The sequence below is a fragment of the Enterobacter cloacae genome, from assembly GCF_013375935.1.
In the GTDB taxonomy this organism is placed as follows: Bacteria; Pseudomonadota; Gammaproteobacteria; order Enterobacterales; family Enterobacteriaceae; genus Enterobacter; species Enterobacter pasteurii.
Map to the genome: position 1 here is coordinate 1,192,835 of NZ_CP056117.1, position 13,477 is coordinate 1,206,311.

A 13,477-nucleotide genomic window follows, 5' to 3' on the forward strand; every position below is an offset into this window, starting at 1 on the left:
TGAGGCGCGTTAAATTTTTCGATCCGCATTCAGCCTTCAATCGGATCGACGTCCAGTACCCACTTTACTTTGCGCGCTTCCGGCAGGGTATTAATCAGCGCCAGCGTGCCGCTGACGATCTGCTGCAAACGGATACGCGAGGGATGCTGAAGTAAAATTTGCCAGCGGAAACGGCCGCCGCGCTTCGGAGCGAGCGCGGGCACCGGGCCTAAAATCCACAGCTGATTGTCCACCAGCGGGCTGGCTTGCAGCAGGTTTCTCAGTTGTTGCAGGAAAAGCGGTGCCTGCTGGTTATTATGGTCTTCCGCGCGGATGAGGACGTGGCTGGTCCACGGGGGGAGCTGCATCGTCTGGCGTTCGGCCAGCGCCTGCTCTGCGAAGGCGTCATAGCCTTTGTGCAGCAGGGTTTGCAGCAGCGGGTGTTCAGGATGGTGCGTTTGCAGCACCACCTCGCCCTGTTTCCCCGCGCGCCCGGCACGACCCGCCACCTGGGTATAAAGCTGGGCGAAACGCTCGGCGGAGCGGAAGTCTGCTGAGAACAGCGCACCGTCGACGTCCAGCAGGGCGACCAGCGTCACGTCCGGGAAATGGTGCCCTTTCGCCAGCATCTGGGTGCCAATCAGGATGCGCGCGCCGCCGCGATGCACTTCCGCCAGCTGCTGTTCCAGCGCCCCTTTACGGCTGGTAGTGTCCCTGTCGATACGGGAAACCGGCACGTCCGGGAAGAAGGGCACGAGCGCCTGTTCAAGCTGTTCCGTGCCCAGACCGACCGGCACGATATGCGTTGAGCCGCAGGACGGGCACTGGCGCGGCACCGGGCGCTGGCTGTCGCAGTGGTGGCAGCGCAGGTGGCGCTGAGCCTGGTGGAAGGTGTAATAGTGATCGCAGCGCGGGCACTCGGCAATCCAGCCGCAGTCGTGGCACAGCAGGGCGGGCGCGAAGCCGCGTCGGTTAAGGAACAGGATCACCTGGTTGCCCGCCTGCAGGTGCTGACGCATGCGGCTAATCAGCGCCGGGGCTAGCCCGGCCTGCACCTGCTGACCTTTCAGATCCAGCACGTGCTGGATCGCCGGACGGGCATTTCCCGCGCGGCGGGTCAGGCGCAGCATATGGTACTTGCGCTGGCGAACGTTGTGCAGCGTTTCGAGCGCGGGCGTGGCGGAGCCGAGAATAATGGGAATTTGCTCGCTGTGCGCGCGGTATACCGCTAAGTCACGGGCGTGATAGCGCCAGCCTTCCTGCTGCTTATAGGAGCTGTCGTGCTCTTCATCTATTACGATAACGCCGAGATTTTTAAACGGCGTAAACAGCGAGGAACGGGTGCCGATCACAATCGCCGCTTCGCCATTTTTTGCCTTCAGCCAGGCGCTGAGGCGTTCGCTATCGTTCAGGCCGGAGTGCAGCACCTCAACGGGCGCATTAAAGCGCTCGCGAAAGCGGGCGATGGTTTGCGGCGTCAGGCCGATTTCCGGCACCATCACCAGCGCCTGTTTGCCCTGCGCGAGCACGTTTTCCAGCACGCTCAGATAAACTTCGGTTTTACCGGAGCCGGTGACGCCCGCCAGCAGCCAGGCGGAAAAATGGTCGGAGGCGCTGTGAATCGCCCCCACGGCGGTGGCCTGCTCGGTGTTAAGACGCAGGCGATCGCCCGAGACGGAAAAGCCGTCGCGCCAGTCGTGAAGGGCGGGTGCTTCGCTGGCCAGCTCGCTCAGCCCCTTCTTTCGTAATGCCTGTAGCGCGGTCTCGCTGACCTCAAGCTCGTCCACCTGATGGCGCCAGATTTTTCCCTGGCGCAGCGCCGCCAGCGCCTGCTGCTGCTTCTGCGAGCGCTTCAGGCTGTTAATGTCCACGGCCTGACCCTGCTCGGTGGCAAACCAGTACCACATCGACGCATGGCTGGCGCGCTTTCCCTGGCGCAGCATAATCGGCAGCGCGTGGAACAGGGCGTCGCCAACCGGATGGTGATAATAGTCTGCCGCCCACAGCAGCAGTCGCCAGACGCTGGAAGTATAAACGGGCTCGCTGTCCAGGACCTCAACAACCGATTTCAGCTCGTTAAGCGGCAGTTCGCTCTGTTCGCTGACGGAAACCACGACCCCTACGCGCTGCTGTTTGCCAAACGGCACGGTCACGCGACAGCCCGCTTTGGCGCTCATGCTGTCGGGCAGCAGGTAGTCAAAGGTGCGGGGAAGCGGAACGGGCAGGGCAACGTGAGCGACGGGCATCGAATCTTCCTGACTTGAAAAGTGGCGCGTTAGTATACACATTAGTGAAAGCGGCGTGCGGTTCAGTTTGCATACGTTGGTCAAATTCTGTATGATTCGCCGCCTTTGGTGTAGTTTACGCCAAAGAACTTACATTCAACATCGCGTGGTGTCTGGCGTTAGGGCTGGAAGAGCGACGCGGCCTTAACTGAGGTTCTCCCATGAAAAAAGATATTCACCCGAAATACGAAATGATTACTGCAAACTGCTCTTGCGGTAACTCTATCCAGATCCGCTCTACCGTGGGTCACGATCTGAACCTGGACGTGTGCGGCAAATGCCACCCGTTCTACACTGGTAAGCAGCGTGATGTTGCAACCGGTGGCCGTGTTGACCGCTTCAACAAGCGTTTCAGCATCCCGGGCGCTAAATAAGTTTCCCGAAAAAAAGGCACCGCGAGGTGCCTTTTTTGTATCCGCTTATCAGTATTCCCACGTCTCCGGGTCGATACCCAGTTCACGCATGATCACCTTCGCCTCTTCCGGGATTTCGTCACTACGCTCTTTGCGCAGATCGTCATCGTTCGGCAACGGTTGGCCGGTAAACGCATGCAGGAACGCTTCGCAAAGCAGTTCGCTGTTGGTTGCGTGACGCAGGTTGTTCACCTGACGACGCGTACGTTCATCGGTGAGGATCTTCAACACCTTCAGAGGAATGGAAACCGTAATTTTCTTTACTTGCTCACTCTTCTTACCGTGCTCAGCGTATGGGCTGATATATTCGCCGCTCCATTCAGCCATGAGATACCTTTAATCCTCTCAGTCATTAATCTAAAGGTGCAAAACCGGTAACTGACGGTTTTGAACCGTAATCTTGCGTAGTTTACCGTAGAGACGATACCGAGGCACGGATATTGCCGCTGCAGCGTGTCCTAAAGCATATAATTTTAACGGCTATTTGCGCATTGCTCAATCTATACGCAAAGAAGTTTAGATGTCCAGATGTATTGACGTCCATACTTTCAATGTTTACTCTGGTGACTGACTTTTCACCTCATTCGCCAGGAAGCCCTCACCATGACGCGTAAACAGGCCACTATCGCAGTGCGTAGCGGATTAAATGATGACGAGCAGTACGGCTGCGTAGTCCCGCCCATTCATCTTTCCAGTACCTATAACTTCACCGGATTTAATGAACCCCGCGCGCATGATTACTCGCGTCGCGGCAACCCTACGCGTGACGTGACCCAGCGCGCGCTGGCGGAGCTGGAAGGTGGCGCAGGTGCAGTATTAACCAATACCGGCATGTCCGCTATTCACCTGGTGACAACGGTTTTCCTGAAGCCGGGCGACCTGCTGGTTGCGCCGCACGACTGCTACGGCGGCAGCTATCGTCTTTTTGATAGCCTGGCGAAACGCGGCTGCTACCGCGTGCTGTTTGTCGATCAAAACGACGAACAGGCGCTAAAACAGGCGCTGGCCGAGCGGCCGAAGCTGGTTCTGGTGGAAAGTCCAAGCAATCCACTGCTGCGCGTCGTCGATATTGCGAAAATTTGTCAGCTCGCAAGGGATGCGGGAGCGATAAGTGTAGTGGATAATACGTTCCTCAGTCCGGCCCTTCAGAACCCACTCGCACTGGGTGCCGATCTGGTGTTGCATTCATGCACTAAATATCTGAACGGCCATTCTGACGTGGTAGCGGGCGTGGTGATTGCCAAAGATCCCGACGTTGTCACGGAACTGGCATGGTGGGCCAATAACATTGGCGTCACCGCAGGTGCGTTCGACAGCTACCTGCTGCTGCGCGGCATCCGTACGCTTTCTCCGCGTATGGACGTGGCGCAGCGCAATGCCCAGGCGATTGTCGATTTCCTGAAAACCCAGCCGCTGGTGAAGAAGCTCTATCACCCGTCGCTGCCGGAAAACCAGGGGCACGAGATTGCCGCGCGCCAGCAGAAGGGATTTGGCGCGATGTTAAGTTTTGAACTGGACGGCGACGAGCAAACGCTGCGTCGCTTCCTGAGCGGGCTGTCATTGTTTACGCTGGCGGAATCCTTAGGTGGGGTTGAAAGCTTGATCTCCCACGCCGCGACCATGACGCACGCGGGTATGGCACCAGAAGCACGTGCCGCCGCCGGGATTTCCGAGACGCTATTGCGTATCTCGACCGGTATTGAAGATTCTGAAGATTTAATTGCCGATCTGGAAAATGGCTTCCGGGTCGCAGCCAAGGGGTAATCATGAGTGTGATAGCGCAGGCAGGGGCGAAGGGTCGTCAGCTGCACAAGTTTGGTGGTAGTAGTCTTGCTGATGTGAAATGTTACCTGCGCGTAGCAGGGATCATGACAGAGTATTCACAGCCGGGGGACATGATGGTTGTCTCCGCGGCGGGCAGCACCACCAACCAGTTGATTAGCTGGCTGAAGCTCAGCCAGACCGATCGCCTCTCTGCGCATCAGGTGCAACAGTCTTTACGTCGTTACCAGAGCGAGCTGATTGCCGGCCTGCTGCCTGCGGACGTGGCGGACGGGCTGATTAGCGCCTTCACGCATGACCTTGAGCGCCTGGCTGCCCTGCTGGACAGCGGGATCACCGATGCCGTGTACGCCGAAGTGGTCGGCCACGGTGAAGTGTGGTCCGCGCGCCTGATGGCTGCCGTGCTGCAACACCTGGGTGTGGACGCGGCCTGGCTCGACGCGCGTGATTTCCTGCGCGCCGAACGTGCCGCACAGCCGCAGGTGGATGAAGGGTTGTCCTACCCGCTGCTGCAACAGCTGCTGGTGCAGCATCCGGGTAAACGTATCGTCGTCACCGGCTTTATCAGCCGCAGCAACGCGGGCGAAACCGTGCTGCTGGGGCGTAACGGGTCTGACTATTCGGCAACGCAGATCGGCGCGCTGGCGGGGGTGTCCCGCGTCACCATCTGGAGCGACGTGGCCGGTGTGTACAGCGCTGACCCGCGCAAGGTGAAAGACGCCTGCCTGCTGCCGCTGCTGCGTCTCGACGAAGCCAGCGAGCTGGCCCGTCTGGCGGCACCGGTGCTGCACGCCCGCACGCTGCAGCCGGTTTCCGGCAGCGACATCGATCTACAGCTGCGCTGTAGCTACACGCCAGATCAGGGTTCCACGCGCATCGAACGCGTGCTGGCATCCGGTACCGGGGCGCGTATTGTTACCAGCCACGATGACATCTGCCTGATTGAGTTCCAGGTGCCCGCGGGCCAGGACTTCAGGCTGGCGCATAAAGATATCGACACGATCCTGAAACGTGCCCAGGTGCGTCCGCTGGCCGTGGGCGTGCATAACGATCGCCAGCTGCTGCAGTTCTGCTACACCGCTGAAGTGGTGGACAGCGCCCTGAAAATTCTTGATGAAGCGGGCCTGCCGGGCGAGCTTCGTCTGCGTCAGGGGCTGGCGCTGGTGGCGATGGTGGGGGCGGGCGTCACCCGTAACCCGCTGCACTGCCACCGTTTCTGGCAGCAGCTGAAAGGCCAGCCGGTTGAGTTTACCTGGCAGTCGGAAGAGGGCATTAGCCTGGTGGCCGTGCTGCGTAAAGGGCCAACCGAAAGCCTGATTCAGGGTCTGCATACCTCGCTGTTCCGCGCGGAGAAACGCATCGGCCTGGTGCTGTTTGGGAAAGGAAATATCGGTTCCCGCTGGCTGGAGCTGTTCGCCCGCGAGCAGGTTACCCTTTCGGCGCGTACCGGGTTTGAATTTATTCTTGCTGGCGTGGTGGACAGCCGCCGCAGCCTGCTGAAATACGAAGGGCTGGACGCCAGCCGGGCGCTGGCCTTCTTTAACGATGAAGCGGTTGAGCAGGACGAAGAGTCGCTGTTCCTGTGGATGCGCGCGCACCCGTACGACGATCTGGTGGTGCTGGACGTCACCGCCAGCGAACAGCTTGCCGATCAGTATCTGGATTTCGCCAGCCATGGTTTCCACGTCATCAGCGCCAACAAGCTGGCGGGGGCGAGCAGCACCGATAAATACCGCCAGATCCACGACGCGTTCGAAAAAACCGGTCGTCACTGGCTCTATAACGCCACCGTTGGCGCAGGCCTGCCGGTTAACCATACCGTGCGCGACCTGATTGAAAGCGGCGACAGCATTCTGGCGCTGAGCGGCATCTTCTCCGGCACGCTCTCCTGGCTGTTCCTGCAATTTGACGGCACCGTACCGTTCACCGACCTGGTGGATCAGGCGTGGCAGCAGGGCTTAACCGAGCCGGATCCGCGCGTTGATCTTGCCGGTAAAGACGTGATGCGTAAGCTGGTGATCCTGGCGCGTGAAGCGGGCTACGACATTGAGCCGGGCCAGGTTCGCGTTGAGTCGCTGGTGCCTGCGGGCTGCGAGGAGGGGTCTGTCGATCGCTTCTTCGAGAACGGTGACGAGCTGAACGAGCAAATGGTGCAACGTCTGGAAGCGGCTAACGAGATGGGGCTGGTGCTGCGCTACGTGGCGCGCTTCGAGGCTAACGGTAAAGCGCGCGTGGGCGTGGAGGCGGTGCGCCCTGAGCATCCGCTGGCGGCACTGCTGCCGTGCGATAACGTCTTCGCCATTGAAAGCCGCTGGTACCGCGATAACCCGCTGGTGATCCGTGGCCCGGGCGCGGGACGCGATGTAACCGCCGGCGCGATCCAGTCGGACATCAACCGTCTGGCTAAGCTGCTGTAATCCACCCCTCACCCTAACCCTCTCCCCATGTACGGTCCGGGGACATAGTGAACACTTGTTCGGGGACATGGTAGACACTTACAACTAAGGCATAAGAACCCGTTTATGGAGTCGCTTATGCCCTGGGATGCGAGAGATACCATGTCATTACGTACCGAGTTTGTTTTGTTCGCCTCGCAGGACGGGGCGAACATCCGTTCCCTCTGCCGTCACTTTGGCATTTCACCTGCGACCGGCTACAAGTGGCTTCGCCGCTGGGGAGAGGAAGGTGCCTCCGGCCTTCAGGACCGCCCGCGCATACCGCACCATTCCCCGAACCGCTCATCTGACGACATCACTGCCCTGCTGCGTATGGCCCATGGCCGCCATCAACGCTGGGGCGCACGCAAGATAAAGCACTGGCTCGAAGACCAGGGGCACACTATGCCCGCCTTCAGCACCGTCCATAACCTTATGGCCCGCCATGGTCTGCTGCCGGGCACTTCACCGGGCATTCCCGTCACGGGACGGTTCGAACATGACGCGCCGAACCGCCTCTGGCAGATGGATTTTAAGGGCCACTTTCCCTTTGGCGGGGGCCGCTGCCATCCGCTCACCCTGCTGGACGACCACTCCCGTTTTTCCCTGTGCCTGGCGCACTGTACCGATGAACGGCGCGAGACCGTGCAGCAGCAGCTGGTCAGCGTGTTTGAGCGTTACGGCCTGCCGGACCGGATGACAATGGACAACGGCGCCCCGTGGGGAGACACCACCGGCACCTGGACGGGGCTGGAGCTGTGGCTGATGCGTCTGGGTATCCGGGTGGGGCACTCCCGGCCGTATCATCCGCAGACGCAGGGCAAGCTGGAGCGTTTTCACCGCAGCCTGAAGACGGAGGTGCTGCAGGGGAAGTGGTTTGCGAACGAGGGCGAGCTGCAGCGCGCCTTCGACCACTGGCGGACGGTATATAACCTTGAACGCCCGCATGAGGCGCTGGATATGGCGGTGCCGGGCTCGCGGTATAAGCCGTCTGTACGGCAGTACAGCGGCAACACACCGCCCCCGGAATACGACGAGGGCGTGATGGTCAGGAAAGTGGATATCAGCGGAAAGCTGAGCGTGAAAGGGGTAAGTCTGAGCGCAGGCAAGGCGTTCAGGGGAGAACGGGTCGGGCTGAAGGAGATGCAGGAAGACGGCCGCTACGAGGTGTGGTGGTACAGCACGAAAGTGGGGGTGATCGACCTGAAGAAAAAGTCGATCACCATGGGTAAAGGATGTTAAAAAGTGTTCACCATGTCCCCGAACACCTGTCTACCATGTCCCCGGACCGTACACCCCAAAGGGGAGAGGGGACTGCTCGGTGCGGTCTTTTCCCCCCATCATGAACTACCTTCATCTTCCCTGAACAATCCTCACCGTTATTGTTGATTATTTCTGTTGACGTCACTCCGCTTTTCCGTCATTTTTACATCTGGACGTCTAAACGTATAGAAGTTCACAACACAACAAACAACGACACGCGAAAGATAGAGGTAAGGTATGAGCTTTTTTCACGCCAACCAGCGGGAAGCACTGAATCAGAGCCTGGCCGAAGTTAACGGCCAGATTAACGTCTCTTTTGAATTTTTCCCGCCGCGCACCAGTGAAATGGAGCAAACCCTGTGGAGCTCTATCGATCGCCTGAGCAGCCTGAAGCCAAAGTTTGTCTCCGTGACGTACGGCGCGAACTCCGGTGAACGTGACCGCACGCACAGCATCATCAAGGGCATTAAAGACAGAACCGGTCTGGAAGCGGCACCGCACCTGACCTGTATCGACGCCACCCGAGACGAACTGCGCGCCATTGCCCAGGACTACTGGAACAACGGTATTCGCCACATTGTGGCCCTGCGCGGCGACCTCCCGCCGGGCAGCGGTAAGCCAGAGATGTTTGCCACCGATCTGGTCGGGCTGCTGAAAGAGGTTGCCGACTTCGACATCTCCGTTGCGGCGTACCCTGAAGTGCATCCGGAAGCGAAAAGCGCCCAGGCAGACCTGCTTAACCTGAAGCGTAAAGTGGAGGCCGGTGCCAACCGCGCCATTACTCAGTTCTTCTTTGATGTGGAAAGCTACCTGCGCTTTCGTGACCGCTGCGTCTCAGCGGGTATTGACGTCGAAATTATCCCGGGCATTCTGCCGGTCTCAAACTTTAAGCAGGCGAAGAAATTCGCTGATATGACCAACGTGCGCATTCCGCTGTGGATGTCCAAAATGTATGAAGGGCTGGACGACGATCCGGAAACCCGCAAGCTGGTGGGGGCCAATATCGCCATGGACATGGTTAAGATCCTGAGCCGCGAAGGGGTGAAAGATTTCCACTTCTATACCCTGAACCGTGCGGAAATGAGCTACGCCATTTGCCATACGCTCGGCGTTCGTCCTGCCCTGTAAGGTAAAAGCCCTCACAGAGATGAGGGTTTTTTAATCGAACCGATAGTTAAAAGGTATTAACTATCGAATCTGTGGATTAATTCAACTATCTCTTATCGCTAGTGGTGTATATCGTAACGGTAACACTGTAAAGGGAGCATAGCGATGAGCACGTCAGACGAGACCAATAACGCGGCATCCGCCGGCAAATGCCCGTTCCACCAGGGCGGCGTCGATCACAGCGCGGGTGCAGGTACCGGCAGCAAAGAGTGGTGGCCTAAACAACTCCGCATCGATCTTTTAAACCAACATTCCAGTCGTTCTAACCCGCTGGGTGAAGACTTCGACTACCGCAAAGAATTCAGCAAGCTCGATTATTCCGCGCTTAAGGGCGATCTCAAGGCGCTGTTAACCGACTCACAGCCGTGGTGGCCTGCCGACTGGGGCAGCTATGCGGGCCTGTTCATCCGTATGGCCTGGCACGGCGCGGGGACTTACCGCTCCGTTGACGGGCGCGGCGGTGCCGGACGCGGTCAACAACGCTTTGCGCCTCTGAACTCCTGGCCTGATAACGTCAGCCTGGATAAGGCTCGTCGCCTGCTGTGGCCAATCAAGCAAAAATACGGACAAAAAATCTCCTGGGCTGACCTGTTTATCCTCGCGGGTAACGTGGCGCTGGAGAACTCAGGTTTCCGTACCTTTGGTTTCGGCGCCGGGCGTGAAGACGTCTGGGAACCGGATCTGGACGTGAACTGGGGCGATGAAAAAGCCTGGCTGACCCACCGTGACCCCGAAGCGCTGGCGAAGCGCCCGCTGGCGGCCACTGAAATGGGTCTGATTTACGTAAACCCGGAAGGGCCAAACGCCAGCGGTGAACCGCTGTCTGCGGCAGCCGCGATCCGCGCCACCTTTGGCAACATGGGCATGAATGACGAAGAGACCGTTGCGCTGATTGCGGGCGGCCATACGCTCGGCAAAACCCACGGCGCAGGTGAAGCGACGCACGTCGGCACCGACCCGGAAGCGTCACCGATTGAAGCGCAGGGCTTAGGCTGGACCAGCACGCACGGTACCGGTATTGGCGCTGACGCCATTACCTCCGGGCTGGAGGTTATCTGGTCACAAACCCCAACCCAGTGGAGCAACTACTTCTTCGAGAACCTGTTCAAATATGAATGGGTGCAGACCCGCAGCCCGGCAGGTGCGATTCAGTTTGAAGCCGTAGACGCGCCTGAGATCATGCCGGACCCGTTCGACCCGTCGAAAAAACGCAAGCCAACCATGCTGGTCACCGACCTGACGCTGCGTTTTGACCCGGAATTCGAGAAGATTTCCCGTCGCTTCCTGAACGATCCGCAGGCCTTCAACGAAGCCTTTGCGCGCGCGTGGTTCAAACTGACCCACCGCGATATGGGGCCAAAAGCGCGCTACATCGGTCCGGAAGTGCCGAAAGAAGATCTGATCTGGCAGGATCCGTTGCCGCAGCCGGTGTTCAGCCCGTCGAAAGAGGATATCGAAAGCCTGAAGGCGGAAATCGCAGCCTCGGGTCTCTCCGTAAGCGAGCTGGTCTCGGTCGCCTGGGCGTCTGCATCGACCTTCCGCGGCGGCGACAAGCGTGGCGGCGCCAACGGTGCGCGCCTGGCGCTTGCGCCTCAGCGCGACTGGGACGTTAACGCCGCTGCCGTGCGCGCGTTACCGGTTCTGGAAGCTATCCAGCGCACCACCAACAAAGCGTCACTGGCCGATATTATCGTGCTGGCGGGCGTCGTGGGCGTTGAGCTGGCGGCAAAAGAGGCAGGCGTTTACGTCAACGTACCGTTTAACCCGGGCCGCGTGGATGCGCGTCAGGACCAGACGGATATTGAGATGTTCAACCTGCTCAAACCGATTGCCGACGGCTTCCGCAACTACCGTGCCGAGGTGGATGTGTCCACAACCGAGTCACTGCTGATTGATAAAGCCCAGCAGCTGACGCTGACCGCGCCGGAGATGACGGTGCTGATCGGCGGTCTGCGCGTGTTGGGCGCAAACTTCGATGGCAGCAAGAATGGTGTGTTCACCAACCGCGAGGGCGTGCTGAGCAACGACTTCTTCGTGAACCTGCTTGATATGAACACCCAGTGGAAAGCAGCCGACGACACAAACGAGCTGTTTACCGGCAGCGATCGCGCCAGCGGTGAGGTGAAATACACCGCGACCCGCGCCGACCTGGTATTCGGTTCTAACGCCGTTCTGCGCGCGCTGGCCGAAGTCTACGCCAGCAGCGATGCACACGAGAAGTTCGTGCGCGACTTCGTTGCCGCATGGGCGAAGGTCATGGATCTGGATCGGTTTGACCTGAAGTAGCCCTTCGCCGGTCAGCGCTAACGCTGGCCAGGCCACAGGCAAAAAAATCCCCGCCGGTGCGGGGATTTTTATTAACGCGGTTTACTCCCACTCTTCCAGGAACCGCTGCCCGTACTGGTCGGCTACCAGCAGCGCCGCGTACACCTGATCCGGCGACACGCCGCCCGGCATGTTGTGGATGGTTTCTCCCTCTGCGCAAGATGCCTCCGCAATCAGACGCATTTTGGCCGGAATATCCTCTTTAATGTTCAGCTGCGCCAGCGTGATCGGCAGCCCAACGCTGTGGCAAAGCGCGGCGACGGTCTCAATTTCCTCAACCGGCGCGTTCTCCAGCACCAGCTGCGTCAGCGTGCCGAACGCCACTTTTTCACCGTGGTAGAAATGGTGTGCATCCGGCACCGCCGTCATGCCGTTGTGAATGGCGTGCGCCGCCGCCAGCCCGCCGCTTTCGAATCCCACGCCGCTCAGATAGGTGTTCGCTTCGATAATGCGTTCCAGCGCGGGGGTGACGACGTGCTGCTCCGCCGCGAGCATTGCTTTCTCGCCCTCTTCAACCAGCGTGTTGTAGCACAGCTCGGCCAGCGCTAACGCTGCCTGGGTGCACTTGCCGCCCGCCATGGTCGTGGCACCGCTGCGCGAGCAGGCGCGTGCTTCAAACCAGGTTGCGAGGGCATCGCCAATCCCGGCGGCCAGCAGGCGCGCGGGCGCGCCGGCAACCACTTTGGTATCGACAATCACCATGTTCGGGTTGTGCGGCAGCATCAGGTAACGGTCGAACTCGCCGCTGTCGGTGTAAATGACGGAAAGGGCGCTGCACGGCGCATCGGTGGAGGCGATGGTCGGCGCAATGGCCACCGGCACGTCCATAAAGTGCGCCAGCGCTTTGGCGGTATCCAGCGTTTTGCCGCCGCCGATGCCCAGCACTGCCAGACAGTCGGCGCTGTCGGCCAGTTTCTTCAGGCGATCGATTTCGTTTTGCGAACATTCGCCGCCAAACGGCGCGATTTCAGCATGAAGTTCAGCTTTTTTAAAGCTCTGACGCAGGGTTTCTTCGGCAAAACCCAGCACAAACTTATCGCCCACCACCAGCCAGCGAGCCGCCAGCGGCTTCAGGTAGTCGCCGAGACGAGTGAGAACATCAGCGCCCTGGATGTACTTCCCCGGCGATTGAATAATACGGTCCATAACATTTCTCCCTTAGAGGTTGAGGTTACCAAACGCGTTTTTCCAGTCCTGCTCGAACTTCTCTATAGCTGACTCTACCGCCGGCGTGCCGAGCATTTGTTGCGCTACGTCTAAGGGAAGCGTGATTGCCTCGCAGCCGGCCAGCAGGCAGTCCAGCGCCTGGCGCGGCGTTTTAAAGCTGGCAGCCAGCACCATGCTCTCTGGCGCATGCAGTTCCAGCAGGGATTGCAGCTCCTGTACCGTGCGAATGCCGTCACCGCCCTGCGCGTCGACGCGGTTTACATACGGTGCGACATACTTTGCTCCAGCCAGCGCGGCCAGTAACCCCTGAGCGGCGCTGTAAACGGCGGTACCCAGCGTGGTAATTCCCTCTTTTTTCAGCGCCTTAATCGCGATGAGCCCCTGCGCGGTGACGGGAATTTTTACCACGATGTCCGGCAGGGCATTGCTCAGCCGTTTTGCTTCCGCCACCATTCCTTCTGCGTCGCGGCTCATGGTCTGGGCAAACAGCCTGCCTTCCGGGCCGATAGCATGCTGCAGGCGCGGCAGTACCTCCCAGACAGATTCGCCGCTGGCGGCTACGATGCTTGGGTTGGTGGTCACGCCCGCAATCGGAAAAATACGTGCAAGGCGTTCAACTTCCGCCACGTTGGCGGTATCCAGATACAGTTCCATCACTCTT

At 59.4% G+C, this 13,477-nt stretch carries 10 protein-coding genes; 6 read left to right on the forward strand and 4 right to left on the reverse strand.

Annotated features, from left to right (window positions below; translation table 11 throughout):
• Positions 1–29: 29 nt before the first annotated feature.
• A complete protein-coding gene (gene priA, locus HWQ14_RS05665; RefSeq protein WP_176609193.1) occupies positions 30–2,225 on the reverse strand; it encodes a primosomal protein N' in 2,196 nt (731 codons plus the stop codon).
• Between the two features lie 200 nt (positions 2,226–2,425).
• On the opposite strand from priA, the gene rpmE reads away from it, so the two are divergent.
• Entirely contained in the window at positions 2,426–2,638 is a 213-nt protein-coding gene (rpmE, locus tag HWQ14_RS05670) for a 50S ribosomal protein L31 (protein ID WP_003862040.1), read from the forward strand.
• A 48-nt stretch (positions 2,639–2,686) separates the two neighbouring features.
• Here the strand turns inward: rpmE and metJ are convergent, their stop codons facing one another.
• On the reverse strand, positions 2,687–3,004 hold the full coding sequence (gene metJ, locus HWQ14_RS05675) for a met regulon transcriptional regulator MetJ (protein ID WP_003862042.1): 318 nt from the start codon (positions 3,002–3,004) through the stop codon (positions 2,687–2,689).
• Positions 3,005–3,280: 276 nt separating this feature from the next.
• Here metJ and metB point away from each other — a divergent pair, with 276 nt between their 5' ends.
• The 5 genes from metB to katG all read left to right on the forward strand — a co-directional run bounded on the left by metB (position 3,281) and on the right by katG (position 11,610).
• Positions 3,281–4,441, forward strand: a complete 1,161-nt coding sequence (gene metB, locus HWQ14_RS05680; protein WP_126304437.1) for a cystathionine gamma-synthase — start codon at positions 3,281–3,283, stop codon at positions 4,439–4,441.
• 2 nt (positions 4,442–4,443) lie between these two features.
• Positions 4,444–6,876 (forward strand): bifunctional aspartate kinase/homoserine dehydrogenase II, encoded by a 2,433-nt coding sequence (locus tag HWQ14_RS05685; RefSeq protein ID WP_176609194.1) that lies wholly within the window; start codon positions 4,444–4,446, stop codon positions 6,874–6,876.
• Between the two features lie 117 nt (positions 6,877–6,993).
• The gene (locus tag HWQ14_RS05690) at positions 6,994–8,136 is read left to right on the forward strand and encodes an IS481 family transposase (protein WP_432418025.1); all 1,143 of its coding nucleotides are present in this window, start codon (positions 6,994–6,996) and stop codon (positions 8,134–8,136) included.
• A 258-nt stretch (positions 8,137–8,394) separates the two neighbouring features.
• On the forward strand, positions 8,395–9,285 hold the full coding sequence (gene metF, locus HWQ14_RS05695) for a methylenetetrahydrofolate reductase (protein ID WP_176609195.1): 891 nt from the start codon (positions 8,395–8,397) through the stop codon (positions 9,283–9,285).
• A 144-nt stretch (positions 9,286–9,429) separates the two neighbouring features.
• On the forward strand, positions 9,430–11,610 hold the full coding sequence (gene katG / locus HWQ14_RS05700; RefSeq protein ID WP_176609196.1) for a catalase/peroxidase HPI: 2,181 nt from the start codon (positions 9,430–9,432) through the stop codon (positions 11,608–11,610).
• Between the two features lie 81 nt (positions 11,611–11,691).
• On the opposite strand, the gene gldA is transcribed toward katG, so the two are convergent.
• Together gldA and fsa are read right to left on the reverse strand one after the other, a co-directional pair.
• The gene (gldA, locus tag HWQ14_RS05705; protein WP_176609197.1) at positions 11,692–12,795 is read right to left on the reverse strand and encodes a bifunctional L-1,2-propanediol dehydrogenase/glycerol dehydrogenase; all 1,104 of its coding nucleotides are present in this window, start codon (positions 12,793–12,795) and stop codon (positions 11,692–11,694) included.
• Between the two features lie 12 nt (positions 12,796–12,807).
• Positions 12,808–13,470: a fructose-6-phosphate aldolase gene (fsa, locus tag HWQ14_RS05710; RefSeq protein ID WP_176609198.1), complete on the reverse strand. Its 663-nt coding sequence runs from the start codon at positions 13,468–13,470 to the stop codon at positions 12,808–12,810.
• Positions 13,471–13,477: the final 7 nt, after the last annotated feature.